Source organism: uncultured Dokdonia sp., assembly GCF_937910895.1.
Taxonomy (GTDB): Bacteria; Bacteroidota; Bacteroidia; order Flavobacteriales; family Flavobacteriaceae; genus Dokdonia.
The window spans coordinates 1-26,979 of the sequence record NZ_CALEMI010000100.1 but is presented as its reverse complement, the minus strand read 5'-3'; the positions used below and the strand labels follow the sequence as shown (position 1 = coordinate 26,979).

Sequence of the window (26,979 nt, the reverse complement as noted above, 5' to 3'; positions counted from 1 at the left end):
ACTTACAATTTCACAGAGCAAAAACAACTAAGATTTGCACGAAACAAGAAAAACACCTGTAAAGTATGCTTCTAAAATCAATCAAGTTGTAAAACATTAAAAGCAAAGCTGATAAAACAACCTTGCTTTTAATTTAAATTCTAGTTTTCAAAGACTATTTGTAACTATCTTATTTTGTGACAAATCCCATAAATGGGACACATTATTGTAAAATAACCATAAAGGTTGCATTGCTATACTATGAGGTGTCAAATATAAAATGCCCATCTTTCGATGAGCGTTTTGTAATAAGTAAAATTAAATTTTATACACTATGACTAACATAGTAGATTTTCTTTTCTTCTACATCTATTATAAATAACTCTATATCAATGATATTTTCACTTACCTCTCTGTAATAAAAACTGTGATAATTATTATTTGAATTAAGTAATTGCTTAATTTTCTTTTGAATATTAGTTAGTTTTTCTTTATCAGAAGAATAACTAGTGGCAAGAAGTTCTACTTCGCTATATTTTTTTGCTAATGGAGTCTTAGCCCAATTCTTCTTTGAGTACTTATCTTCTGCTTTGGGTAAATCAAAATCACTATTCTCAATATTATTTATAATAGTAGATAATGTCTCGTCACTAATACTATATGATGCCATAGAATACCCTTCTCCAGAAAAACTAAGATAATCTACATAACTATAGTCGGTAGACATAGTTTCAATATTAGTCCCAAATACATTTGTAAAATCTTGCTTAGACTCACTGCAACTAACCAACATTATAAATAAACCAATAAACAATACTTTTCTCATAATTAATTACTTTTTTTAACTGTTCCTGTGCCGTAAGTATAAATGTTATATGAAGTCCCTTCTCCAGCAAAAGCCTTTCCTACTTGAGTTCCAAAATTTCTAAAACCAACTTTAAGGTTGTTACTTTAATTTTCCTTTATATCAAAGTTATATTCATCAAGAAAACCGTTTGCACCACCTAGTCTTACTGTTCCTGAATCATCTAATAATTCTAATCTGATAGTCCCATATACACGTCCAGTTGTATAGTTTCCTTGTGCATCAGTGAAAAAGTTATAATATTGCGGGTTTTCTTCATCAAAATCTTCAGTCTCAACAGGCGATAAATCTATTTGTGCTGAATCAACAAATAGTGGTTCTCCCGTTTCTATTATTAAACCAATCATTTGCTTCGCTCATGGTTAGTTCTCCATCATAGTCAGGTCTATCTTTCAAACTTAAATAACTTTCAGACAATTTATCGTATGCTTCTTCACTATTTAACCCTTCAGTACCTAAGCTATTATCTAAGGCTTCCTCATGTGACATACCCTGTTCAAAATTATCAGCATTCATAATGATTGCTTCGCCTTGTAATCCTTGATCATCTGTTCCTAATAAATTACCGCCTTGATCATAAATGGGAGAAGCTAATCTTCCGTCGGGATCAATAAATAGTATGGGGTTGTTAACAGCATAATTGTATGGAGTTAAATTTGGAAAAGTTTCTGCTAAGGGATCGATATTCATCCATCTCCCTAAAGAAGGATCATAATTTCTTGCTCCAAAGTCATACCAATCAAGTCCGAGTTCGGGATTGTTTTCTTTCCCATTGAACATAAAACGTTCCGCAACGTTGTTTTTATTCGATGTTACCACGTCATTGTACCCAGAGTGTTGCAATCCAAATGGATAGTAACTAACATCCATTTCTAAGGGCTTTTGCCTCTTTCTAGAGTATGTCAGTCGTAATCTCGTCTCATTCTCAATATGTAGTTTGAAACATCCCATTAATCCTAATTACTCTATTTGAAAAAATCAATTAACGTTTCAAAGAGAAATGTCCTTTGTATATTTCTCCCACGCTGGGTCTAACAACTCTAAACCAATAATCAGTTGATGGCATTTGCTTGCCATTATAAGTTCCATCCCAACCTAGTGAATTAGGTTTTAAAGCTATCATTAATTTCCCATAACGATCATAAATATAAATTTCAAGGGTTGGATCTGTTCTTGATAAAATTATTTGCCAATGGTCATTATAACCATCCCCATTAGGAGTAAAGAAATTAGGGAAATGTAACAAAGAAGCTTTTTGCGTTACTATTCCACAATTATTCTTATCTCTTACATAAGCAGTATATTCTCCAGAAGTTAAATTATTAAAAAAATTGGAATCGAAATAATCAATTCCATTAATAGAATATTCATAATCACCAATTCCTTCTACAATAATCACTATTGAATTATCTCTTGGCGACCAATCATCAATCTCAATATCAGTAATAGTAGCTTCATCTGATTCTATTACTGTTATTGTTTTAATGTTAGTGCAACTTTGAGAAGGGGTAGTATTGTAATCTTGAGTAATTTCTATTGTATATGTATCAGGTTCATTTATTACAATACTTTCTGTAGTCTCTCCTGTTGACCATAAATAATGATCAAAACCTGTTTCGGCTGTCAATACTTTTGTTTCATCTCTACAGATATATAAAATTTGATCTTCTAAAATATCAGGAGTTGTAAGAGTAAAAATTTCAAAACTAGTTACATCATAACAACTTGGATTATTAATATCTTCAATTCTGGCAAATAATTCTTGAGGATTTGTCAAATTTGCATAAAAATCATTTAAACTATTAATGCTAACAATGGCGTCTTCTTCTGTAAGGTAATAACTGACTGTAAAAGTTCCCTCTTGATTATTTATTATAAATTCATTTTGGGCAGTTAAATCAAATTCACCAGAACCAGGAGTCTCTGGATCATCACAAGAAAATAATGTAGGAGGTTGATAAGCAATCAAGGCTTCATCGATAATTATATTAAAGTTAGTGATATCAAAACAATTTGGATTTTCAAAATACTCAATCCTAGCAAATAGCTCTTGAGGGTTTGTAACATTTTGAAAACTATTGGGCAATATATTTTCATTGTTAACTGCATTTTCTAAAGTCAAATAATAAGTTACATTAAACTGGTCTGCTTCTTGATTTTGCAAGACACCTTGATCAAATTGACTCAAATTTATAACCTCAACGTCATCATTAGTTTCATCATCGCAAAGAATCAAATCTTCAATAGAGTTTGCAATAGGTTGTGGATGAACTACTAACAAAAAACTGGTAATATCAAAACATTCAGGATTTTCTATATTGTATATTCTTACAAAAACTTCCTGATTATTTTCAGTATTGCTATAATTTAATGGTAATCTATCTTGATCGTTTTCAGCATTTATTAAATTTTCATAAAAGGCAACATCAAATAATTGATCTGATTGAGGTCCTAGAATTTCACTAATTTTTATATTTAAGTCAAAACTTGATACTTCATCATTAGAAATATCATCGCATAATATAAAATCTGATACTGTATTGGCTATAGGGCTTTCCCCAATAAAAATGTCTAGCGTTGAGGTTCTCATTTGACCTCCAAGATTTACATTAGCATTTACTGTATAAAAACCAGAGGTTTGATATATATGAACTGGATTTTCAATATCAGAAGTCGCTCCATCCCCAAAATCCCAAAATACTGATGAAACTTCTTCTTCAGTATCTATTGAAAACAATATTTCTTCACCCGCACACCTCCCATCAAATTTAATAAGACTTGTGTAAAAATATGATTGAATAAACGAAGGAAGACCAATTCTACATTTAGCAATACCCAAATCTATTTCTCTATTTAAATAATTTGCTCCAACTCCTACACTATCTGGATTTTGAATAACATCCAAAGCAGATGGTCCATTATTTGCGAGATAAATTCTACCATCAATTCCTAATTGTATTGCTCCAATACTGTCTTCTCCACTATATAAAATACTAGCGTTATTAATCATATCTGTAGGATTACTTAACGAAAGATCAAATTGATAAACATTACTATTACCAGAAATGTTTTCACTAGTGTCACTTACATACAACAAATTACTGTTTGGAGAAAACTCTATTCCATAGGCTCCGGATAAATTACCTGATTGAAAAATACCATCTATAGTCAATGGATTGGTAATAGCTCCTGTAACTGAATTAAAATCAAAAACTTGCACAAAACTACTACTAAAACTATCATTATCAAATTTAGCTACTGCAATTCTTCTTCCATTAGGAGATATTTTCATGCATCCAATTGCGTCGCCAAAACTATCATCATCATGTACTAAACCAATACTATATATATCTGGTTCAGGATCAACACCCAAAGCGGTGACAGCGTATACTAAAAAATTATTAGATTCCCATTCGTGAGCTACAACCCAGTAATTTACACCATTGGCATGCTGTATAGCTGTTAGAGCCTCTGTAGCAAGAGGGGCAAGTGGTATATTTTTATTTTCTGTGATATCACCATTACCTGAATTTAATGAAAGGTTAAACTCAGAATAGCGCAATCCATCATATCCATTGAATGCTCCAAAAACATCGACAGTAAATATATAATACAAATTTGGATCATTAGGTTTAGGTACTATTACAGAACTCTGCGAGCTTGAAAAATGACCTTCTAACCCGAGACCATTAGGAACAATATCATGATTCTTATCTCTGACAACTGTCCCATTTGTATAAAACAATAATTCTCCATCAGCATTTGACATTGTTGAGCAACCTTCAATAGTAGCAAAAAAACCATTAAATAAAGGAGTAGGAGGTGTTGTGTTAAAATCTAAGCCTGCCCATCTTCCAAAATACCAATTAGAAGCTTCTAATTGTCCAAAGGAGATAGCTGGACAGAAATTCAGGAACAAAATAAAGTAAATTTTTATATTTTTCATTAATAATACTTATTAAAACTTTATGTGACTTGTATTTTTTGAAAATAAGTTTTCATCTTCTAAAACACTGTTTTTCAGCATTTACTAAGCTACTGAATTATTATATTATTGTCATAATTATTTTAGATAGATTTTTGATACGCATATTATAGCAAGAGAAACTTTCGCTATACTTTTTTATTGAGAAGTAACCTTAAAAGCAATTCAAATTTTCCATTTTGCTAGTTTAAAGTAATTATTTAGGACACAACAAAGTATAAATTGTCGTTTTAAGGGAATTTATACTTTGTTGTTAGGTAGCGTTATTTACATTTAGTTAAATCCAAATAGAGTTCTTTTTGTTAAAGATGCAATTCTATTTTCTTTATAAACGGTATCGAAATTATCTTGGACTATTTCTAGTTGTTTTTCTATTTCTGTAAATATTAATGCAGTCTCTATATTTAAACCTTCACAAATACTGTTGCTCTTCAATTTTACATTTTTAATAAATACATCGTAACTTTCAATAAAACCGTCTATTTCAAGTAGAATTAATTCATACTCATTCATCAAAAACTTTACTTGTTCAATTTGATAGGTGATTTTGTCATCATTAATTGATTCATATGGAATAAACCCAATTTGCGATTCTTCTGAAGTTAAATTTTGAAAGAAATCTTTTTTAATTGACTCGATAGAACCTAATCTGTCAGGATAATTATCATTATACCCTTCTGAAAATCCGACTTCCGTCAGATAATTAGAAAAGAATATTTTACTTGCCTTATTATAACTATTCAATCTTGCGCTTACATCCATCAGTCGGGAAACAATTAAATCATATTCTTTTTTAGTCTGATTTGTGAAAGAAAGGACACAAGTCATTGACCTAAAGTTTTTCTCTTCTAAATCCTTTTTCTTATGGTATTTTGCTAAAAAGAAAGATGCTATTGATAGTCCTGTTGTGATTAAAGGGTTGTCCAATCCAGGGATTTCATTTTTCATTGTGTTAATATCATTAACTTTTGGATATGGCTTTCGATCTCCTAATAATTCTAATGTAGAATTCATTGATGAATTAAATTCAGAATAAGTTGTTGGGTCTATTAATTTGGAAAATTGGGTTTGAAGTACAAGTAAACTAAAAGATGAATTAAAGCTATTAGTCTCTTTGATTATATGATGAATAATTTTTTGTCCCGCATCATACCTTTTATCTAAATTATTTATAGCAGATTTATATTTTGCTTTATTGGCTTCTGCTAAAATTTCTCTTAGTTTATCTTCGTTATCTGTATTTTCTTGTAGGTTTTTAAGTTCTTCTTTTAGTCGAGCTTGCTCTTGTACAATCTCTTGTGAAATATTATTGATTTGTTCAATATTAAATTTCTCAACTTCTTGAGAGTTTGCTGAAATAAAGATTAAAAAGCAAATAGTTGTAATTCTTAATTTATACATAATGATTGATTTTGGTTAATGTTGCCTAACAATTGGATATAGGCACCATAAGTAACTACGTCCTTCTTTATTTATATATTTAAAACAGTAAACGTTTGATAATAGATTTAAAATTGTTAAATAACAATTTTAAATCTATTTAATATTACGGCTTCCCGTAATCAAAGAAGAAAATTCATTTAATAAATTGATAGGATGCAAATTATCAATCATTTCTTGTAGATTTTCGATATCATCTTGTAGGAATCGTTCGGTAGAAGAAATATAGCGATGCCCTGCCATATATTGCACCTCACGTATATTGTGAAGCTCTGATATCTCTACGACACTTTTGAAATAAAGCATCCCTTATAAGGGGTGTGCCAAGCTTAAAGAATTAGCTAAGTTCTTCAAATAACTGTAATTAAGATGGAGGTAGGTCCTCCGTTAGCATTGAACAAGCGAGGCTAACAAACTACCTGATTGATGTAATATTGGCAACACTATTGCATGAAGCGAATTAGGAAAAGGCTTTATATTAAAAGGAGTCAAGTGTGTTGTATAGGAGGTGAACGCGAGTGAACCACTGATGAAGTATCGAAATTTGGGAAAGTTTACATCAAAACTATTGGTATCCCTTAACTGGTAGGATAAGATCGGAAGTAACTTGTATTAACTGATCGATCGGTGTACGGTATATAGGTGGCACGACCATACAATAGGCTTAATTACGGAACTTGGGAAGCCATAAAACGATGTTAAGAGAAAAGATCAAGTATGAAAAATACGAGGCTGAATATCAAAGTGTTTTATGGTGACGGATCGAATCGTAGTAGTGATGAAATAACTGTAATGGTTATGGAGCAAAGGATTCGAATCATTTTTAGCAATTTTTAATTTACTCAACCGTATTCAAATAGTGAGTACGGGAGGAAGAAAATGAAGGAAAATGCGATCACAAGTGATTACAAAACGTATGGTATTTACCGCTTGGAAATTGGTTAAGAAAAACCAGGGCGGTTTTGGTGTTGATAGGATTAGTCTAAAAGAGTACGAGCGTGACTTAAAGAATAATTTATATAAATTATGGATTCGTTTAAACTCTGGGAGTTATCACCCATTACCTGTAAAAGTAGTAGCCATACCTAAAGGTAAAGATAAGATTCGTAAGTTAGGTATCCCCACAGTAGAAGATCGTATCGCTCAAATGGTTATAAAACAATGTTTAGAGCCACGATTTGAAAAGGTGTTTCATAAAGATTCTTATGGATATCGCCCAAAGCGAAGTGCATTGGGAGCTATAAAGAGTGTTAGAAACAACTGCTGGAAATACCCTTGGGTGTTAGATATGGATATACAAGGATTCTTTGATACTCTAGATCATAAATTACTTCTAAAAGCTATTAGGCGTCACGTTCCAGAGAAATGGATACGAATGTATTTAAATCGATGGTTAGAGGCTCCTATGCAAGAGTTAGGAATTCTTAAAGAGCGAACTAAAGGGACACCTCAAGGAGGGGTTATTAGTCCTTTATTAGCAAATCTTTATCTCCATTATACATTTGACAAATGGATGGAGAGAGAATTTCCAAATCTTTCTTTTGTACGTTATGCAGACGATATTATTGTTCACGGGATAACAAAGAAACAACTCGATTTTGTATTGCTTATGGTAAGTAAACGGATGAAGAGTTGTGGATTAAGATTACATCCTGAGAAAACAAAGATAGTATACTGTCAAAACGGTAGAAGAAAAGAGGAAGCGACACATCGTAGTTTCAAATTTTTAGGTTACACATTTCAACCTAGAATGACAAGAGATACTAAAGGGGAATATCGAGTAGGTTTTCTTCCAGCGGTGAGTATAGAGTCGAAGAGAGAGTTATCAAACAAGTTACGAAGATTAAGAATACCACGTAGGACTCGATGGACTATATATGATATAGCCAAAGAGGTAAATCCAATGCTAAGAGGCTGGATAAATTACTTTGGGAAGTTTTACCCAAGTGCTTTGAACAGTTTATTATTTAAATTGAATTGGAAATTAATGCGTTGGGTAATCAATACATTTAAACGCTTTAAAAGAAGTAAGAAGAGAGCAATAAGGTTTCTAAAGTTGATTTATAAACAAGAACCGAAATTGTTTGCTCATTGGGAGTTTGGCATAGCGTTTTGATTAATTGTGGTATAGAAATGATAAGAGCCGTATGACGGGAGACTGTCACGTACGGTTCTGTGAGAGGTTAGAGGTGAAATTCCCCTTGCCTACTTGACACACATTATTGTAAAATAACCATAGAGGTTGCACTGCAAAGTCTGTTTCTAAAACAAATCAAGTCATCGAAACTAAAAGGCAAAGCTGATAATACAACTTTGCCTTTTAATATAATTTATATTTCTTAAATATTATTTGATAACTACCTCACTTTCATAAGTGTACCTTGTATGGGGCACATTATTGTAAAATGATCGTAGAGATAGCCCAGCATCTCTCTCAGTTGACGAGTTCTATAAAAATATATAATTGATCTTATATTTTTGATAAGTAAATCATTTTACTGAGTGATTTACTATAGACCTCTATAGCTTGAAAATAATTTTGATATCCTGCCTCATTAATATCAATTTGTATATAGGCACTTTTATCTAGCTCTATTTTAAAATAACCTTTTTCATTAGTAGTTATTTCATATTTATCATAGTGATTGTAACTATCAAAATCACCACCTTCATAATAGGCATTTTCTATTTTTAATAGAGCGTTTTTAATTGGTAATTCAGTTGTTTTATCATATACATATCCCTCTAGAACAACATCTTGAATATCATTATTACAAGAGGTTAAAAGTAAAAAGGTTATTATTCCTAAACAAATTTTATTGATTCCCAGTTCTTGTCTCATAATTCTGCAATCTAGTATTTATAGTATTAGTTATATTTTTCTGTTCTTCTTTCTGTATATTTCCATGATTAACCCTAGGACTAGATACGTTTCTATTGTATACAACATTCGCTCCTTCACCTGAATGTCGACTACCTCTTGAACCAGGTGAGTTAACTCTCCCGCTTTTACTTCTGTTACTACTTTGACTGCTAGTTCCAGAAGAAGTAGCTCCAGTACTTCGTGAAGAACTTGAAGCTCCAGAATTACTATCTTGATAGATATTTTCAGTGTAGCTAACATTATCTGGAACTGACGTATCCACAGTTAATCCCTGTCCTGGACCATCACTGCTATCGACAATAATCATCGTATCAACATTAACACCTTGCTCTTGCAATTTTTCTGCAAGATTTACTGCATTATCTCCTCCATAACTATACCCATATATTACAATTTGATCTCCTTCTCGATAATTTTCTGCAATAAAATTAAAGCCGTTTCTCACCCCACTATCTTGTGTTGCTCCTGGGGCAATAATTCTTCCAACAAATTCCCTGCCAGCACCTTCTACTGATGCTTGAGTAGCTGAATAAATTTCTCCTGTCCCTCCGGCACTCTCAACATCGGTAGTTCTTCCTCCGCCAGTAGGTCCTCCGTGATAAAATACTGCAAGTACCCTTGGTGGATCAACTGACTCACTATTGAGTACATCTGTATTAGCTGTAGTTACTCCTTCTAACCCTTCGAGTTCAATTTTCCATATTGGACTATTGTGGGCAAACTGATATGTAGATATAGATTGATATTCTTCTGCCACAGGGTCGACTCCAAAAAATCTTCCGATTTCTGGCATATAATTCCTATATCTAAACGTAAGCCAATTTAATCCAAGCTCAGGTTGTTGTTCCTGCCCTAAGTAATTAAAATTCTCCGCTTGGTCGTTTTTATTTGAAGTCACTACTTCGTTGTACCCAGAGTGCTGTAATCCGAAAGGATAGTAGTGTTTTTCAGAAATAATCTCACTTGATGGTTGAATTGATCCATTTCCATCACTATCAGAGTATGTGAGTCTGACATTCCCTAAATGATCAGTATAATTAAAAGCATATTGATATTCTGAAGAGCTTGTCTGTTGGGTAGTCTTATTGAACTTTGTTATTGACTTAGTATTATCATTGTGAACAGGTTCTATATATCCTTCAGGATGTGGAAACATTTTCAGTTTTTCGACACCATTGTTATTTTCATATATATACCCTCCTTCCAAGTAAAAAGTAGATATCGTAGTGTTTTGAATATTATCTCTTACAACTTTGGATAGTTTTATACCTGTAGCGTCATAAACATACGAAATTGTTCCCTCTTGCGCATTACCATAACCATCATTACTTGTATTTATTTCAATACTTTCAGGTAAATTAAGATAGTTATAAGTTATATTCTCAACACCCTTATTTTTATCCATTATCATGTTCCCATTAGTATCGTAGTCGTAATCGTCACCCGTTGTATTTCCATCATAAAAACCCTCATTTTTAATAGTGGTTGAGGCTCCTTCTGATACTAACTTTAATTGATTTCCGTTATAGCTATACGTGAGATCATCCATACGAGAAGCTAAACCATATTCATTGGTGCTATTACGTTTGATACTAATAATATTACCATTTTTGTCATATCCTGTTCCAAACACATAAAAATTATCATTTGAAGTAAGATCATTTCCTTTTCTACTGTGCGCTTCTTTGAATCTGTTTAAAGCATCGTAGGTATATCCATATCCTCGTTTTTGGTTGTCTGTATTGGCTGTTTTCCATATAGTTTGAGAGATGTTTCCGTTATATAAAGGAATGGCCTGCCCAGTATCTCCTGCACTCCCTTCTATTGTTCCATCATAATTTATATGAAAATTAAAAAGATTTGTAGTTTTATTGAAGCTATCAAAAGGGTTAATATCTGTAAGCCAACCTCTTACGTTGTATTCGTAATCTACTCTCTGTAGTTTTTTATCAATATAATCCCCAAACAGAGTAAGATCATCGATTTTAGAATTATAGCTAAATAAAGTTGCTTTTCCAACAAAAGTGATATCTGTATCTACAGCTACTGTATAAAACGTAACATTATTCTTTTTGAAAAGAATTTCTCCATTTCTACGTTCAATTTTAAAAATATCTCCAGCTTCGTATTTTCCTACATATGTAGTAATTGGAGAAATACTATTCAAAATGATATTTACATCACTAAATCCATCATTATTATCATCTCCTGCTTTTATATAAATACCATAATCAAAGTAACGATCATCTTCATTAAAACTATTGGTGTTGATTAGACCAACTCTATAAAATCTAAACGCATCATGAGGGGTAATAAAACGAATACCTCCATCTTCTTTAATTTCTCCCTTAGTTTTTAACTTAGCGTCCCATGCATTGTCAGTGTTATTATCAGGAAGCTTTTCAATATTACCTTCTTGATCAATACTTACTTTAATCATATCGGTATAACCATCAAAGGTAGTTTCCCCTCCTACATCTTTGCTAATAAGTTGCCCTAGTTCATCATAGATATTACTGGCAATAAGCTGCAAAGGTTCATTATCGACTTTCTGCTTATGACTCAACAATCTATTTTGATGGTCATAGGTATAGTAATCATTAGTAATTACATGTTGATGTAATCCTTTTGAATGAACTGTTTTCCTTTCAATAACATTACCTGTGAAATCAAGTAAATTTTCGACAGTATGATTACTACCAAAATATGAGTTGTAACTGAAGTTATAAATCGGACGTCCCTTCAGGTCATAGGATATTATAGAGGTGATCCAATCATCTGAATCTAAAACACGAATTTTTGATACCGTTGGTAATCCTTGTGCTTGATTAGTAACATTCTGTCCATATATCTGCGTAGGTAAATTAATTCCATCGTGATCTATATACTGATCATAATAACTAACAGTAAGAATCTCATCTCCTAATCCGAAAGTGGATGGGATAGCATAGTTACTATAGTATACTTGTATTCCTTGAATAGTTTCTGATATAGAAGATATTGTCTCATATTGCTGTTGATTATTATTAGCAATAGTCTGAAAAGAAGTTCTTGATATATTAGATTTTTTTATACCAGTGTAAGCTATTCTTCCAAAGGCATCGTATTTTGTGAAAAACCATTCTTTTGGAGATTGATTGCGTTGATTGGCGTCTTGTGTTAAGATAGGTTTATTTATTTTATTATAAACGATATACTCCCATCCTTTACCAGGAACTTTCTTTTCAATCAGTCGATTTCGTTCATCATATTTATATTGATAGCATAAGTCATTTAATACTTCTTGCGAATTATTTACTAATACATCTCCAATAACAATATCATCACTTCCTTGTGGAGATAATACAAATGTAAGATTTCCATAATTATCATAGACATAATATGTATCATGAGCTAAATTATCATTATAGGTTCGTTTTAATACGACTTGACCAAGTTTGTTAGTGAACTCTTCTACTGTGTGATTATTTCCAGAAGCAGGTGTCCAATTTTCATCTTTTATTACATTTTTATAAAATCGCCCAGCGTCATAATATCCGTTTAAGATAATCTCTGGATTTTCATGATTACCTCCGATAAAGTTTACATCAAAGTAACGTACTTCATCATTGGAATTAGTTAAGAAATTAAATTTTATAGTATGACCTCCGTTAAGCGCCCATGAATTACCAGGAGCTGCCTCTTCTAAAACTCTCTGAAGTGAAGAATTTCCATATACTGTTTCAGCATATGGATTCTGAGTGTTTTCATATTTTGAAGTATTATAAAATTGATTTATTGAAGACTTAAGGTTAGAAGGTGTCGTAAAATTTAGTGGATTAGGAATCTCTGTATCTGTAGCATATGGCAGATACGTTTTAGTAGTTCTCCCTAAGTCATCATATTCAATGTGGGTAGTAATATTTTGATTTTGACCTCCTGCACGAACTGCAATAGTTTGTATAACTCTTCCTAATCCATCATAATAAGTTATGTTTTCTATTTTTTGAGATTCAAGCACATTGTTTTCTTGAACTTCATCTACTTCTTGTAAATAACTTGTTGTTTTAATATAATTTTCTGTCTCCGTCTGTCCGATAATTGCTATCGGAAATAATAGAACGAATGTTACTAATATTTTTTTCATCTATTTTCCGATTTTAGTTATTGTCTCCATAGTTGTATTCATTCTTTGAATAGATTTTTCCATTTCCATCTTTGATATACTTTAATCTATTAAATTCGTCGTATTGATAGTACATAGTATAGCCTCTAGAGTCTGTCATACTTGTAACTCCTATTAGTGGATCATATGTATATGCTGTGATTAATGCTTGAGGAAATGCTAACCTAAATGCTTCTAAAGCTTGTCGAAGATTTCCTTCATTTCCAATGTTTCCAATCGTTCTATCATCATCAGCATTAGATATCGTTTGTAGATTAGAGACATAACTTGATAATTCTGAATAGCTAACCCCTTGAGCAACAGCTATAGGGTAATTCTTATTATACCCAAAAATGTATGTAGTAGGACTTCCATCTTTTGGCAATACTTGTTGGATATTACCAGAGGTAAAATCATATGTATATTCATTAGTAATAATAAAATTATCATCTGCTTTAGAATATTCATTAGATTTTATAATAGCCCTATTACCTGTAATAACATCGTAAATATTCCTATTTCTGGAAGTAATTTGATCTTCTATAAATGATTCTACAAGAACAGACTCTATTCTATTTTGACTCTCCATAAGCTCTAAAGCATTTATCTGTTCTGTAGTTAAACCTACTTTAGCATGATCATCTGTCGGGTAATAATATTTCTCAGTTCTAAGTGGAGTTGTAAGGTTTTCTTTAACTTGAATTTGAGTAGTCTGCATATGTTGAGAACTCTCCTTTTCATTTTCATAAAAAGTTTCAACGTAATTAGTATTGTCATCACTAAGTACTTCTAATTTTCTTTCCTTAACATAAGGAAAGAAACTTTTAATAGAAGTATAGTCCATTAGAAAATGTCCTTCGCCAGCCCAAGATGGCCAAAAACTACCTTCGACACCTAAAAGTAAATTTGACACATAATCTTTCTCTAAGACCAATGAATTAATTTCTCTCTGTTGATAATTCTCAGGGTTTAATTCATAAGTAAAGGATTCTCTTTGCTTTAAGACATTGTTGCTATCATAAATTTCAATTTTCTCTATTAAACCTCTAAGCGCATCATACGAAGTGTGAGAATTATCGTGATATAGATCCGATCCATTTTGATTTTGAAAAGGATATTTTATTTTTTCTCCCTCTTCGTTTGGATAATCTTCTGGACTTGAAAAGCTATATGTGGTTTTGCCATTTCCAGATTGACTTACAGTAACTTTTTGATAACCAACTAGACTTCCTTTAGTGTATTCATATGAAAAGATAGGAGTGGAGCTTCTTTTGATAAAATAATGATCTAATAACGTATTGTTACTTATAGAGTACTCAGAATATTTTGCGTCATTTTGAAAAAATCGCCACCAATTTCTATCTAAAAAATGAACTGTTCTGCCTGAAGAAATATTTGTTGAGACCTCGTAGTTATATTGCTTTACAATATCATTATTTGATGATGTACCATCACGAGTTATTATTTTCCATACTCTTAAGCCACCTATAGATTGCTCAAGATTAAATTCCTTATCTCTATATTTATTTATTTCATAAAATAACTCATTTGAGCCTCCAGTTGGATAGATAATTTTCTTTAGCATCCACGCTTTCATTCTTCCTTCATTTGGAGTGCGATTTACCCCTGAAAAATTAATTCCAAACCTATTCCCATTTGGAACTAGAGAGTTTTGTGTATTATTATTGTAATATCCCCAGTAATCTTGAGCATTTGAATATTGATTAGGTAATCTAGTAGTATTATATTCAAAGCTATATTTTTTTGTATCCTCTAATCCACCACTGATCTCTTCAAAGCTCTCTAGTTGTAATCTAAGACTAGTACTTACGTTTATGTATGGTTCTTCATAAAAGGCTGAATAATTAAATTTAAATTCTTTAATCATTTTGTTATTCAAATCTTTTACATTAATCTTATCTAATGCATAGTTTAATGGCATATCAAATCTTTCTGTTTGATCTAAGACAAAATTCACTTCTCCTTTTGAAAAACTTATCTTACTTAATGATTTAGGACTTTCTACTGTTGATAGTTGCGGGAAAAATCTAGACTCTCCTAGATTTGAAGTAACTAGTCTAACATTTGTCTCTCGATTAAAAAAACTATTTTGATCGACACTTTGGATTGAATTAGTTGAGTATGAATTTTCTATTTGACTACAATCAAAAAGACGGCTGGGTTCATTATATGTTTTTGACTTTGTATGTACATAATCAAATTTGTTTTCTGTAAAGTAGTATTCTTCTATATCCCCCTGCGATTCATAAGTAAAAGTGATTTCAGAATCGTACTTAGAGGACTTTATTTTATGAAGATACCAAGTGTTTACAACACGGTTTTCATTTTTTCTAAGAATATCAAAAAAATCTGCTTCAAAAACTGTAGGAAATGCCTTAAAATCATTCTTTGATAAAGATTGATCAGTATAACCCAAAAATGCTAATATATCCCCATCGTGAGGTTCAAGAGCTGATCTTTTAGAAACTTCTGTATATTCTTCTGTAGTTGGAAATTGATGGATCACACCATTACTGGTAATGATTTCCCATCCATTAGGATTAGCTAGCGGCCCTATACCAGCTTTAATAATAACATCAGTAGTACCACTTATCAAAACAGCTTCTCCGTTTTCATCTAATATAAAAGAGCCCGAAGCTCCTGAGACTGCATACTTAAAAATATCTGGCTGTGTATCTCTAGTTTTGTTCCAGAATATAACCTGATGATTAGCTGATGGATGAGGAGGAAAAGGGGTGTTAGTTCTCAAACCTATAGCAGTAGGATTCTGACCTAAAGCATTTACTAATGCATATTGACAGGCAAATTGGCAATTTTCTTGTCCAGTAGAATCAAATGGGGTTCTAATAGTTTCACAATCTAACAATGTATTGCTTTTCAATAGATCAACATAGAAGTCCATAGAATGTATCCCTGTGTTACCCAAAGGAAACTCTTCTCCAAAATTTTCTATATCTATCAAATCATAAAACCTTCCAAAATTTTCGATATATTCAGTTCCAGTGCTGGGACTTATGGCTGTAATAGTTTCATCGGGATTACCCCTAACTTCTCTTGTTATATAACCTCCACCTACAATATTCCATCCTAACCCTACCCAACCAGATTCATCATTTACCTTGATGCCAGATCTTTGATATTTAAGTGTAATAGGCACTGACAAATCTCTATCTTGAACTTCATAAATAGGAATATTTATATCCACCATACCAGTATATAGATCAACCAGATTTTCATTTGAATAGTCTGTAAAATTTGAAAGTGATGGATTTAACATAAAATCCTCTGTTGTTTTTACACCAGGTAGTTTTGTGAAAATTTCTTCTCCAAGTTGCCCATATATTTTAGAACAAAAAATAATTGTGGTTAGAAAAAAATAAATCTTAATTTTCTTATTGTTTAAATGTTTATTCATAATTAATTTTTATTAATCGTCTTCTTGAATTTTCAGTTATTGTTTAAATGCTAATTACTAATGTTGAATAAATTTCAAAGTTAGTTCAATGCTTTATCAAAACTAAATTTTTAGAGGTATACCTACTTGAAGCTACCGATTTAAATTTTGTGTTAATCAATATTGTTTAACTCGTATACCAATTTTACACTAGGTATATGCATATCATAATAATAATTCAAAGAGTAAAATTATAAAGAATTATCTGAGTTGAAGTAATCAAGAAGTACAAAAAAAGTGATCATTTTGTCCGTCAAAGTTATTAAAATTTTGTGTATATAGTAACTTAATTATTGTGGTTTTACCATAAATTAAGTACGGATAAATATTATTTATATTTGAAAAGATTCTTATATATTTAGGCTTATACAAAACTTGAAAAATTATGGCAAAGAAACCGACAAATGGTAGAACTCAAGAAGAGAATCAAAATCCACCAGAAGAAAATAATAACGTAGATCAGACTAACGAAGAAACGAAAGACACTTCTGATGAAAATGAATAAAACACTTATTGGGGTTGCACTTTTAGTAACCCCTTTTTTGTTTAATCACGTAGATAAGTTTTTGCCGATAGTTACTGAATTTGAAATATTCGGAAGAAAATTTCAAATCCTAGAAGGATTAACTTCTGAAGATATTATATGGACGGTAATACAAAAATTTAATCTCGTTATCCTGTATATAGCCATTTATATTTTAGTTCCTTTTAACAAAAGATCAAAACTTTCAATTTTATTCAGAGTTGTACTGTTTCTTGCAATTGCCTATACCTTATTCTTATGTGTATCTGTTTTTAATGAGTTTACTACTGGTATGTATAAGAGAATGTTCAAAGTCACTTATTTATCATTAATTATAGGTTTTGCTTTGGTTTTATATACAATTTCATTTTTAACAAAGAAAAGTATTGAAAGAAAAAAAGAAGAAGAAAAAAGAAGAAAAGAAATTCTTGATTTAAAAAATGAAATTAATACTAGAGTTGAAAACCTTCAAAATACAAGTTTAGATATAGCTTCTAAAATAAAATCCTTAGAAACGTTGCCACTTTTTATACGTTCTTATGATAATATGGAAGAATGGTCTTCACACGCAGTAAGACATGCTAAAAAAATATATGAAAAATTAGACCTGCAATTAAAAGAGCTTGAAAAAACTAAAATAAAATAGAATCATTATCCTTTATATTATGAAAGCGAACATTAAAAAAAAGTATGATGCTATAAGAGCTAAATTTGTCTATACAAATACTCTAATTCCTCAAGACAGAAAAGAACTTAAGGTACTTATTGTAGAAGACCACCCATTAATGCAAAATACTATTGCTCTTATTTTTAATGAGCTAAATGAAAGACAAAAGGAATATTTTTTCACTCTCGACATGGCTTTTAATTGCCAAGAAGCCTATGAAAGAATTAATAAGAATAAGTTGAACTGTTATGATTATATTTTATTAGACATACATTTACCAGAGTTTAAAGAAAAAAAGTTTTTTTCAGGTGAAGACATAGGTGAATGGATAAAAAGAACAATAGTACCTAATCCAAAAATTATAGTTATTACATTTTTAAAAGACACCCTTCGAATAAAAAGTTTACTGAAAAACATCAAACCAAATGCGCTTTTAGTCAAAGATGAAATAACTTGTGAGACGTTGATTGATGCTGTCAAGCATACTATAGAAGGAGAAACATATTTTAGCGACTCAATAATTAATATAAATAAAAACCTTATATACGATGACGTTACTATTGATGTAATTGATAGGCGTTTATTATTTGAGCTTTCCTTAGGTTCTAGTATGAATGAATTAGTAGAAGCCTTACCTATTGGAAAAAGCGCAATCCAAAAGAGAAAAAACAATCTTATGGAACTCTTCGAAGTTATAAATAAGAGTAATAGAGAACTAGTCTTAAAAGCAAAACAGCTTGGTTTCTTATAATCATTTTTTCTGACTTTTAAGTAATCAAAAAGCACAAAAATAGCAATCATTTCAACCACTTCCCATCTAATTTATTTCAATACCTTAGCTGTAAAGTAATACACTCAATTCCATTTCACCCCTTTTATAAGTAGGGCAGTATATTCATTCTATGTAATGTAATTGCACCACATTTGCATTCTAAAACACTTTGGATGTGCCCTACACTATAAAATAATTATGAATACAACAATACAATATTATTCTCAGCAGTTAGAAGCCATAAATCATAAGTCTTTATGGATAGGTCAAAATGTTATTGAAAAGATAGATGGTATTTCAGAAAAAATAGCTTTTATACGTCCTATACCAGAACTTCATAGTGTAGCAGAACTTATCGGGCATCTAACAGCCTTACATATAGATCTAATAAATAAAATTAGGATAAAACATGGTTTGCAAGAAATTTATCGCCCAAATGATTGGCGTAGTAATAATGAGCTTCAAATAATGGGATGGGAACAAATCAAAAAAGATTATGAAAAAATTATCTTGTCTTTAAGTGTATTTATACGTGATAAACCAGATTCTTTTTTAGAAGAAACTTATATGGAAAAGGATTACAAAAGTAGTAACCCTTTTGAGTATATTTTGGAAGGCGCCATTCATCACACCTTATATCATTTAGGACAAATAGGTATTACTATTAAGCTCCTCATTACAAAGGAGCTTCATGTGTAATTTCTCATATAAACGGATTAGTTTCTGTCGCAGTTCCTGAAGGATATCCATAAGAAACTTACTGCGGTTTGAATTCATCTTACATCTAGGTGTACAAATGTTTTTAACATCAAGACGAGTAAAATAAGGTTGTATGTTTTGGGTTTAGTCCTATGATTTTGAAGAAGAAATATCAGTATGACAATACTTTTTTTATTATTTGATTACTAGTTTAAAGACTCTATTCAGTTGGATGATAATTTAAAATATCAGCACTTAATCATTTTTTTATTTTGATACTATATCCTTTAGGTCTGTCTTTTTAGGGGAAGAAAGTCGCTTATTGGGTATAGTTTCTTATCGAGCTTTTCACCCTGAGAAAGTAGGACTATCCACCCATTACATCCATAGCAATTGCACCACATTTTCGACTGGAGCTTTGGGTATAGTTCTAGGATATTTTAAAGAACAAATAAACATGACAATACAGTATTACGCACAACAATTAGAAGCAATCAATTATAAAGCATTGTGGGTAGGTCAAAATGTTATGGAAAAGATAGATGGTATCTCACCTTATACTGCTTTTATCCGACCCATACCAGAGCTTCATAGTGTAGCAGAAATTATAGGACATTTGGTAGCTTTAAACATAGACATAATTAATAAATTTAAAACACATTTTAATTTACAGCAAGTCTATCAACCTGAGCATTGGCGCTCTAATGAAGAACTTAAGACTATTGGATGGAAACAATTAAAAGAGGACTATGAGAAAAGTATTCTATCCATCATTGTTCTGATTGGAGATAAAGACGATTCTTTGTTAGAAAAGACCTATACAGAAGAAAACCATAAAAGTGTTTACCCTTTTGAATTTGCTTTAGAAGGAGTGATCCATCATGCTATGTATCATTTAGGACAGATAGGAATTATCATCAAACTTCTTATTAATAAAGAACTTCATATATCATAACTACATTAAGGATAGTTTGTCGAATTCACAGCAGATATTATAGATTCTTCATTGTGAAATAAAGGGATTCTGTTTTAAACTAAACTTACAATCTACTTTTTTTTTGTAATTAAAAAATGTACCATGTTGTTTACAATTAATCCAGAATATTAGGTGTCTATTATATGATATTAACTCTGTAATTATAATCCATTTCTCCAAAACAACGTTACACGTGTAACGTTGTTTATTTCAAAAAACCAAAATTCTAAAGTAATTATGTTACAATAATAAAAGGTTTTAGCTTGTATAATCCTTGATTAACCCAAGCTCCATGCTTAGGTCACCCTTAACATGAGCAATGTGTTATACTTAGTATGGGTCATGATAAATACTAATAAAAGACTTCTGAAAGCACAGGAAACGTTTTTTAATTAAAACATAAGTTTTCACAAGTTACTTTACTATAGTTTCCTAAGAAACTAGCAAAAACTTCCAAAGCCTTTTTCTTTAGAAAACGAGGGTACTCATTAAAGAAAAAACCTTTTAAATGAGAGAGCATCCTCATAGAACAGCTTTTTTAATAGAAACTGCACCTCGTTCTGCAATTCCTTATAAAACTAGCAAAAACTTCCAAAGCCTTTTTCTTTAGAAAACGAGGGTACTCATTAAGGTACAAACCTCTTAAATAAGAGAGCATCCTGATAGAACAGCCTTTTTTATTAAAAACTATACCTCGTTCTGCAATTTCCTATAAAACTAGCAAAAACTTCTAAAGCCTTTTTCTTTAGAAAACGAGGGTACTCATTAAAGAACAAACCTCTTAAATGAGAGAGCATCCTGATAGAACAGCTTTTTTAATAAAAACTGCACCTCGTTCTGCAATTCCTTATAAAACTAGCAAAAACTTCCAAAGCCTTTTTCTTTAGAAAACGAGGGTGCTTATTAAAGAACAAACCTTTTAAATGAGAGAGCATCCTGATAGAACAGCTTTTTTTAATAAAACGATACCTCGTTCTGCAATCTCCTATAAAACTAGCAAAAACTTCCATAGCCTTTTTCTTTAGAAAACGAGGGTATGATTATAGCAATTATTGAAGTTTGGTACTTCTCTGATTTTTCAATTTGCTTTTAATCAATGATTTATATGTTCAAAAAACCCTTGTTTTGTCACTTGACCAAAGTCGCGCCATGGATATCCCGTCTCTTTATCCAATCTTTGCTACCAGCACGAATAAAGAAGGTTAGAAAGCGTATCCTTCTTTTTAATAAAAGCTAAATAAAAAATGCGCTATTTATGAATTGTTTAAATGAAAATGAAAATGAAAAAAAAAGGAAAGAAAAAACAAATGCTATATATTTTTGATCGCCAAAAATTAAAGCAGGTTATAAAACGGAAAAATAAAAATCATCCTGATTTTAATAATAGAATAAAAAAAGGAAATCTTTTAACGCTATGTACTCTTTTTGAAAACTATGAAAACTTACTGAATGAAAAAATTTCTAAAAATTCTTTTGAGCACCATACTCTTCATAATGACATTTCCAAAGTCGACATTGGTTCAGACACTATGCCAATGCTTTATTTTCATGCTCGCAAAATAGCTAGGGAGACAGGACAAGATGTAAAAACTATTAAAAATCATATTCGCCAACTTAGACATAAATCCAATAGTTTAATAACCATCGTTGACGTTCATTCAGCTTCTAGCTTCGGAGTAAAAATTCCATATCACTATTTCATGAAGGTCTTAGTATTAAAACGGGATAAGTACTTTCCAATGAATTGCCTATAAATTACTTAAATGTAATTTATTTTAATTATATTCGTATCTGAATAATTAATATTCTTAATTTTTAGAATGACAGACGAGACATCTTTATCCTTAGAGCAGATTATCAAAGTGTGTTTACAAAAACGCTTTAAAACGCTTGATTTGCCTTTTGTTACTCATAGACAACTTCATCATTGGAAAGCTACAAGGCTTTTAAATGATGAGCGCGAATTAGCATCTAGTGGTAAAAAGAATGAATTTGACTTCTTTGATGTGGTATGGATTCGCTCGATTGTCCTAATGCGATCTTTTGGTGTTGATAATTTGCTTATCGCTAAAGTGAATAGTGATATGTCAAATACAGATCAAGACAGTAAGACAGTATCACTATCCATATTTCAAAAACTGATAGCCGAGACATTGCTTGATAAGCAAAGCTGTTTTCTTATTGTTTCAGAACAAGGAGATGGAAGGCTTGTTTCTAAAAATGAGTATGCAAATATGGTCAAAGATTCTATAGCGGAACATCATTTAAGTATAACCTTAAATATTCTAATCAAAGAAATGCTTTCGCTTTTAGATTTTGATAGCGATATTCAAAAGATCATAAAAGATTATTTAGATACGGAATAGAAGTAATGTAGGAAAGTATAAAACCTTTCACTACAAGTATGGACGGAAGAACAGGTTTAAAAATCATGTTCCTTCAATTTACCTACTTATTCCATGTCAAAAGAAAATACAAATACTGAGGTTTCAAAAGCCCTTAGTATTGGAGAATTAAGAAAATTCGATGGCTTTGATGATATTACAGACGAACAAGCTTTAGAGATTATAGAAACATTAAAGCAATTAGCTTTAGTGATTATTAAAACATTTAAAAATCAGTGAGTAGCTGTTACCAATTTGTAATGACAATTAGATCACTTTTGTTTATGACACAAAGACTGACGTGATCTAAAAAATACCCATAGACAATAAAATATAGAATTGATTATAAAAAGCCTAGAGAAGAGTAAACTATAAGATTATTGTGTTAGTTACTAATAGAAAAATAGTAGTAGATGAAAAAGAATGAGTTAAGAGCCTTTGCAAAATTTACAAAAGCTTCAAAGATTCCACAAATCAATACCCAAGGCAAAGCTGTTATATATACCCGTGTCTCTACCAAGGATCAATTAGACAATGCAAGTTTGGAAACCCAAAAGAAGTATTGTGAATTGTTTGCAAAAAAGAAGGGTATAGAGGTATTAGAATATTTTGGAGGTACACATGAATCTGCACAATCCGATGAGCGCAAAGAATTTCAAAAGATGCTCGCCTATGTAAGAAGGCGTAAGAAAGACGTAAGTTGTATCATTGTCTATTCTTATGATCGTTTTTCAAGAACAGGAGCAAATGGGGCTTATATTAGTGATCAACTCAAAAAAAAGGAAGGAATAGTTACCCTATCTGTACTTCAAGAAGTAGATGTTACAACAGCATCGGGATCTTTTCAGCAGAATCTTTATTATATGTTTTCTCAGTTTGATAATGAACTCAGGAGAGACAAATCAGTTTCAGGAATTAAAGAGAAACTCTCAAAGGGGTATTGGATAGGGGCTCTTCCTTTTGGATACACTAACTTAAATCCAGGAAGAGGAAAAGTTCAGAATATTGTAGTTAATGAACAAGGAAAGCTACTGCGTTACGCTTTTAAATGGAGAGCATACGAGAGATTGACCTATGATGAGATAGCACATAAACTTACAAAGAAAGGATTATACATTAGGTCTAAAAAGTTAAGTAGTTATTTTAGAAACCCTTTTTACTGCGGATTAGTAATAAGTTCTCACTTGCCAGACCAAGTTATAGAAGGGAAGCATGAAGCTTTAATTTCAAAAGAACTCTTTCTAAAGGTAAATGAATCACTAGAAAATAAAGATAGAGGACAATCTTACCATAGAGACGATCAAAACCTACCACTAAAACAGTTTGTAAAGGCTAGTTCATGCGGAACAAGTTACACAGGGTATCTTGTAAAAAGTAAGGGATTGTATTACTATAAAAACAATCGACCAAAAAGTAAAGAGAATAGAAGTGCAAGAATAATGCACAAAAAGTTCGAGGAATTCTTGAAAAAATATCAGTTAAATGATAAAAAGTATCTCGCTCCACTAAAAAAAATAATAAAATATACCTTCATCGAGAGTCATAAAGAGCAATTACAAGAAATTAATTCTCTTGAGAAAGAGATAATAAAACTCGATGAAAAACTTGAAGTACTAGAAGAAAGATTTGTTTTTGATGAAATAACAAAGGAGCAATATTCTAAGTTTAAATTGAAAATAGGAAAAGAAAAGGAGCAAAAACAAGAATATTTACTAAAAAATGATTTAGATGTATCGAACCTTGAAAAAGCCGTAGATTATGCAGTAAATTATTCTTCTAAACTCTCGTTATTATGGAGATCAGGAGATTTAGAGGTGAAAAGGCAAATCCAAAACATGGTGTTTCCAGAGGGAATTCTCTTCGATCACAAAAATGACTGTTATCGAACTATTAGAGTAAATGCAATTTTTGATACAATCCCCTCATTAACAAGTATTTTAGAAGAAAATAAAAAAGGGACAAGTTCTAAAAAAATAGACTTGTCCCATTCAGTAGCGGGAACAGGACTCGAACCTGTGACCTTCGGGTTATGAGCCCGACGAGCTGCCTGCTGCTCTATCCCGCGCTATTGGACGGCAAATATACAACTGTTTTTTGAGTTATACAGGATATTTTATGAAAAAATCATTTCTTTAGTAAAAAATCTATTTTTAAGAAAAACAGAGGAACCATGCACACTAAAAATCAAACATGTACGTCTGCAATCCAAGAAATAGCAGATAGGCGATCTTTTATTGGAAAGTATTTTAAAGTAGCTCCAATTAAAGCATTGTCAATCGCAGCAAGTGCATGAATCCATTTTCGATCTGTGACTAGTGCAATCTTATGAAATCGTTTTGAATGTTCTAATGGAAAAAGTGCGCCTATAGTCGCTGCACTTAATGAAAAATGTTCAATATTACTATCCTCAAGATATAAGTTAATCTTATCATGCGATTTAAACTTCTCTAAAACCTGAGAACGAAGCGCTACGATAGCATCCTTATCCATAGTCCCTTCTATAAGATAACCTACCGTATTATCTGCAAAACTAAAATCTGCTAACATAGTATTTGAAGGATAATTTATTTCTAGTAAGATACAAAAATTAGAATGAACTTAAGAAACCCATTGCATAGCTTCTATTCTCTTATCTGATGTATAATTACGGATATCCCCACTAATAAATTGATTGTTAATAGTCGATAACAAATGAATCCAAGATCTATCTGTGACCATCGCTACTTTATGAAATCGTTTATGGTGTTGTAATGGAAAAATAATACCCATAATAACGGAGTATAATGTAAAATATTCTACGCCTCTATCTTCTAGGTACACATTAATACGGTCGTGAATTTCTAATTTACGTTCTATTTGATTTCGTAATGTATTGATCGTTTTTTCATCCATAGGGCCGTCAAATACATAGGCAATCGTATTGTCTGCTAAATCATAATCTAAAACCATAAGATTGTAAACTCAAAATTCGTAAATAAATTGCAAGGGATGTTCCTGTTGGTGAAGTCTTCTCGTAAAATTTCTAAAATTTTCAATTTTCGAAAACTACTACAAAAAGAAATTCCAAACAATCCCAAATCGCACATTAAAATCGCGATACGGATATCCTGGTGCACTAAAAAAATCATTTCCTGAAAAACCACTGTTTAAATGCTCGGCTTTAAAGAATATTCTCGTCTGACGTACTTTCATATTGAAAAAGAAGTCTATCATCGGAAAACCTCCTATCTCTTGTCCATTTTGCACGTAAAACTCAGCAAGTACAGGATCGTATGCGTTTAAGTTATAAGCTGTAAAATACTGAACAGTAAATCCTGTCTGTAAAAACAGTGCGTTTTTAAAAACTCTATCTGTAAAATAAAAACTTCCCCTTGTAAGTATATCGGGAGTATTAAGCACGCCTTCTTGCCCACTTACATTTTGAAAAGTCACGGTGGCATCTAATCCAAATTTACCATACGTAATTTCTTTATTGGCGGTAATCTTGAGATGATTTACAGTCTCACTCGCTTGAAAAGAATTTACGAGAGAATCTGTCGCTATTCCAAAATAGGTGTAATTAGAAATCGTACTTGCCGAAGCGTCTAGGTTTACCCATTTTTTTGCTTCCAATCTTGCAGAGAGTGTATTAGTTTTTACATTCTCATAGGTAGGAGCATTGTGCCAATTATAATTAATATAATTACTCTGATACAATAAATGATTATATCCTGCGGGGCTTGAATTACTCAATATACTCGCAGAAAAAAATTTATCAGGAGCAATATCATAAGAGGCTTTCCCAAAGACATTAAATCCTTCAAAATCTCCAGTGATATTCACTTGTGCACCACCTTCTACAGCTATCTTTCCAATCGTGTTTTTATAGCGTCCACCTACAGCGACAATGGTGCCTTGTAATCTATTAGGAATTCGTTCTTGTATCCCATCATTATTTGTATCCTGAATAAAAATCGAATTATATCCATAATTGTAATAGGTAGTATTGGCTTGAAAGGTAAGTTCGCCCAAATCTTTATCTGTGTACACCGCATTCAACTCATTATACGTCTCTTCATTATCTGTTCTATCTCTAAAATTAGATTGTTGAAAAGCTTCTCCAAAAAGATTACTAGCCGTAGTTTGCCTGTATTCATAAAACTTATCCTCACTATTAAATACGTGTCCGATCTTAAGTGAGTAGTCT

21 protein-coding genes and 1 tRNA gene are annotated in these 26,979 nt (G+C 31.5%); 9 read left to right on the top strand and 13 right to left on the bottom strand.

Annotated features, from left to right (window positions below; translation table 11 throughout):
- Positions 1–304: 304 nt before the first annotated feature.
- The 6 genes from Q0505_RS12370 to Q0505_RS12345 all read right to left on the bottom strand — a co-directional run bounded on the left by Q0505_RS12370 (position 305) and on the right by Q0505_RS12345 (position 6,575).
- Positions 305–706 carry a hypothetical protein gene (locus Q0505_RS12370; protein WP_299213266.1) on the bottom strand — a complete coding sequence of 134 codons (402 nt, stop codon included), beginning with the start codon at positions 704–706 and terminating at the stop codon, positions 305–307.
- Positions 707–930: 224 nt separating this feature from the next.
- Entirely contained in the window at positions 931–1,191 is a 261-nt protein-coding gene (locus Q0505_RS12365; RefSeq protein ID WP_299213264.1) for a hypothetical protein, read from the bottom strand.
- Positions 1,148–1,714 carry an RHS repeat-associated core domain-containing protein gene (locus Q0505_RS12360; RefSeq protein WP_299213261.1) on the bottom strand — a complete coding sequence of 189 codons (567 nt, stop codon included), beginning with the start codon at positions 1,712–1,714 and terminating at the stop codon, positions 1,148–1,150. Before Q0505_RS12360 ends, Q0505_RS12365 begins: the two co-directional genes overlap by 44 nt.
- A gap of 112 nt (positions 1,715–1,826) precedes the next feature.
- Entirely contained in the window at positions 1,827–4,790 is a 2,964-nt protein-coding gene (locus Q0505_RS12355; protein WP_299213259.1) for a T9SS type B sorting domain-containing protein, read from the bottom strand.
- A 312-nt stretch (positions 4,791–5,102) separates the two neighbouring features.
- Positions 5,103–6,230, bottom strand: coding sequence for a hypothetical protein (locus Q0505_RS12350; RefSeq protein WP_299213257.1), 1,128 nt, complete (start codon positions 6,228–6,230; stop codon positions 5,103–5,105).
- Between the two features lie 135 nt (positions 6,231–6,365).
- The gene (locus Q0505_RS12345) at positions 6,366–6,575 is read right to left on the bottom strand and encodes a hypothetical protein (protein WP_299213255.1); all 210 of its coding nucleotides are present in this window, start codon (positions 6,573–6,575) and stop codon (positions 6,366–6,368) included.
- A 583-nt stretch (positions 6,576–7,158) separates the two neighbouring features.
- Here Q0505_RS12345 and ltrA point away from each other — a divergent pair.
- A complete protein-coding gene (gene ltrA / locus Q0505_RS12340; RefSeq protein ID WP_299213253.1) occupies positions 7,159–8,385 on the top strand; it encodes a group II intron reverse transcriptase/maturase in 1,227 nt (408 codons plus the stop codon).
- Positions 8,386–8,739: 354 nt separating this feature from the next.
- Here the strand turns inward: ltrA and Q0505_RS12335 are convergent, their stop codons facing one another.
- The 3 genes from Q0505_RS12335 to Q0505_RS12325 are packed head-to-tail and all read right to left on the bottom strand — an operon-like array spanning position 8,740 to position 16,733.
- Entirely contained in the window at positions 8,740–9,111 is a 372-nt protein-coding gene (locus tag Q0505_RS12335; RefSeq protein WP_299213252.1) for a hypothetical protein, read from the bottom strand.
- Entirely contained in the window at positions 9,086–13,279 is a 4,194-nt protein-coding gene (locus tag Q0505_RS12330) for a DUF6443 domain-containing protein (RefSeq protein WP_299213250.1), read from the bottom strand. Before Q0505_RS12330 ends, Q0505_RS12335 begins: the two co-directional genes overlap by 26 nt.
- A 13-nt stretch (positions 13,280–13,292) precedes the next feature.
- Positions 13,293–16,733 carry a hypothetical protein gene (locus Q0505_RS12325; protein ID WP_299213248.1) on the bottom strand — a complete coding sequence of 1,147 codons (3,441 nt, stop codon included), beginning with the start codon at positions 16,731–16,733 and terminating at the stop codon, positions 13,293–13,295.
- A gap of 536 nt (positions 16,734–17,269) precedes the next feature.
- On the opposite strand from Q0505_RS12325, the gene Q0505_RS12320 reads away from it, so the two are divergent.
- From Q0505_RS12320 to Q0505_RS12285, 8 genes are all read left to right on the top strand, one after another.
- Positions 17,270–17,941, top strand: coding sequence for a hypothetical protein (locus Q0505_RS12320; protein ID WP_299213246.1), 672 nt, complete (start codon positions 17,270–17,272; stop codon positions 17,939–17,941).
- 19 nt (positions 17,942–17,960) lie between these two features.
- Positions 17,961–18,713 (top strand): response regulator, encoded by a 753-nt coding sequence (locus Q0505_RS12315; RefSeq protein WP_299213244.1) that lies wholly within the window; start codon positions 17,961–17,963, stop codon positions 18,711–18,713.
- A gap of 219 nt (positions 18,714–18,932) precedes the next feature.
- On the top strand, positions 18,933–19,433 hold the full coding sequence (locus Q0505_RS12310) for a DinB family protein (protein ID WP_299213242.1): 501 nt from the start codon (positions 18,933–18,935) through the stop codon (positions 19,431–19,433).
- Between the two features lie 457 nt (positions 19,434–19,890).
- On the top strand, positions 19,891–20,388 hold the full coding sequence (locus Q0505_RS12305; RefSeq protein WP_299213239.1) for a DinB family protein: 498 nt from the start codon (positions 19,891–19,893) through the stop codon (positions 20,386–20,388).
- Between the two features lie 1,301 nt (positions 20,389–21,689).
- Positions 21,690–22,163: a hypothetical protein gene (locus Q0505_RS12300; RefSeq protein ID WP_299213237.1), complete on the top strand. Its 474-nt coding sequence runs from the start codon at positions 21,690–21,692 to the stop codon at positions 22,161–22,163.
- Positions 22,164–22,229: 66 nt separating this feature from the next.
- A complete protein-coding gene (locus Q0505_RS12295; RefSeq protein ID WP_299213235.1) occupies positions 22,230–22,775 on the top strand; it encodes a hypothetical protein in 546 nt (181 codons plus the stop codon).
- Positions 22,776–22,868: 93 nt separating this feature from the next.
- Positions 22,869–23,033, top strand: coding sequence for a hypothetical protein (locus tag Q0505_RS12290; RefSeq protein ID WP_299213233.1), 165 nt, complete (start codon positions 22,869–22,871; stop codon positions 23,031–23,033).
- Positions 23,034–23,206: 173 nt separating this feature from the next.
- Positions 23,207–24,826: a recombinase family protein gene (locus Q0505_RS12285; protein ID WP_299213268.1), complete on the top strand. Its 1,620-nt coding sequence runs from the start codon at positions 23,207–23,209 to the stop codon at positions 24,824–24,826.
- Here the strand turns inward: Q0505_RS12285 and Q0505_RS12280 are convergent.
- From Q0505_RS12280 to Q0505_RS12265, 4 genes are all read right to left on the bottom strand, one after another.
- A tRNA-Met gene (locus tag Q0505_RS12280) sits at positions 24,786–24,858 on the bottom strand. The genes Q0505_RS12285 and Q0505_RS12280 overlap by 41 nt on opposite strands.
- Positions 24,859–24,977: 119 nt before the next feature.
- The gene (locus tag Q0505_RS12275; protein ID WP_299213231.1) at positions 24,978–25,340 is read right to left on the bottom strand and encodes an STAS/SEC14 domain-containing protein; all 363 of its coding nucleotides are present in this window, start codon (positions 25,338–25,340) and stop codon (positions 24,978–24,980) included.
- 51 nt (positions 25,341–25,391) lie between these two features.
- Positions 25,392–25,742, bottom strand: coding sequence for an STAS/SEC14 domain-containing protein (locus Q0505_RS12270; protein ID WP_299213229.1), 351 nt, complete (start codon positions 25,740–25,742; stop codon positions 25,392–25,394).
- Between the two features lie 99 nt (positions 25,743–25,841).
- A partial coding sequence (locus tag Q0505_RS12265; protein ID WP_366519411.1) for a putative porin occupies positions 25,842–26,979 on the bottom strand: 1,138 nt, incomplete at its 5' end.

Coding starts and splice junctions, on each gene's coding strand:
- Q0505_RS12290 (WP_299213233.1), top strand. CDS start 22,869: ATGTCAAAAGAAAATACAAATACTGAGGTTTCAAAAGCCCTTAGTATT.
- Q0505_RS12320 (WP_299213246.1), top strand. CDS start 17,270: ATGAATAAAACACTTATTGGGGTTGCACTTTTAGTAACCCCTTTTTTG.
- Q0505_RS12365 (WP_299213264.1), bottom strand. CDS start 1,191: ATGATTGGTTTAATAATAGAAACGGGAGAACCACTATTTGTTGATTCA.
- Q0505_RS12300 (WP_299213237.1), top strand. CDS start 21,690: ATGAAAAAAAAAGGAAAGAAAAAACAAATGCTATATATTTTTGATCGC.
- Q0505_RS12315 (WP_299213244.1), top strand. CDS start 17,961: ATGAAAGCGAACATTAAAAAAAAGTATGATGCTATAAGAGCTAAATTT.
- Q0505_RS12345 (WP_299213255.1), bottom strand. CDS start 6,575: ATGCTTTATTTCAAAAGTGTCGTAGAGATATCAGAGCTTCACAATATA.
- Q0505_RS12350 (WP_299213257.1), bottom strand. CDS start 6,230: ATGTATAAATTAAGAATTACAACTATTTGCTTTTTAATCTTTATTTCA.
- Q0505_RS12355 (WP_299213259.1), bottom strand. CDS start 4,790: ATGAAAAATATAAAAATTTACTTTATTTTGTTCCTGAATTTCTGTCCA.
- Q0505_RS12325 (WP_299213248.1), bottom strand. CDS start 16,733: ATGAATAAACATTTAAACAATAAGAAAATTAAGATTTATTTTTTTCTA.
- Q0505_RS12360 (WP_299213261.1), bottom strand. CDS start 1,714: ATGGATGTTAGTTACTATCCATTTGGATTGCAACACTCTGGGTACAAT.
- Q0505_RS12270 (WP_299213229.1), bottom strand. CDS start 25,742: ATGGTTTTAGATTATGATTTAGCAGACAATACGATTGCCTATGTATTT.
- Q0505_RS12285 (WP_299213268.1), top strand. CDS start 23,207: ATGAAAAAGAATGAGTTAAGAGCCTTTGCAAAATTTACAAAAGCTTCA.
- Q0505_RS12310 (WP_299213242.1), top strand. CDS start 18,933: ATGAATACAACAATACAATATTATTCTCAGCAGTTAGAAGCCATAAAT.
- Q0505_RS12330 (WP_299213250.1), bottom strand. CDS start 13,279: ATGAAAAAAATATTAGTAACATTCGTTCTATTATTTCCGATAGCAATT.
- Q0505_RS12305 (WP_299213239.1), top strand. CDS start 19,891: ATGACAATACAGTATTACGCACAACAATTAGAAGCAATCAATTATAAA.
- Q0505_RS12370 (WP_299213266.1), bottom strand. CDS start 706: ATGTCTACCGACTATAGTTATGTAGATTATCTTAGTTTTTCTGGAGAA.
- Q0505_RS12275 (WP_299213231.1), bottom strand. CDS start 25,340: ATGTTAGCAGATTTTAGTTTTGCAGATAATACGGTAGGTTATCTTATA.
- ltrA (WP_299213253.1), top strand. CDS start 7,159: ATGCGATCACAAGTGATTACAAAACGTATGGTATTTACCGCTTGGAAA.
- Q0505_RS12295 (WP_299213235.1), top strand. CDS start 22,230: ATGACAGACGAGACATCTTTATCCTTAGAGCAGATTATCAAAGTGTGT.
- Q0505_RS12335 (WP_299213252.1), bottom strand. CDS start 9,111: ATGAGACAAGAACTGGGAATCAATAAAATTTGTTTAGGAATAATAACC.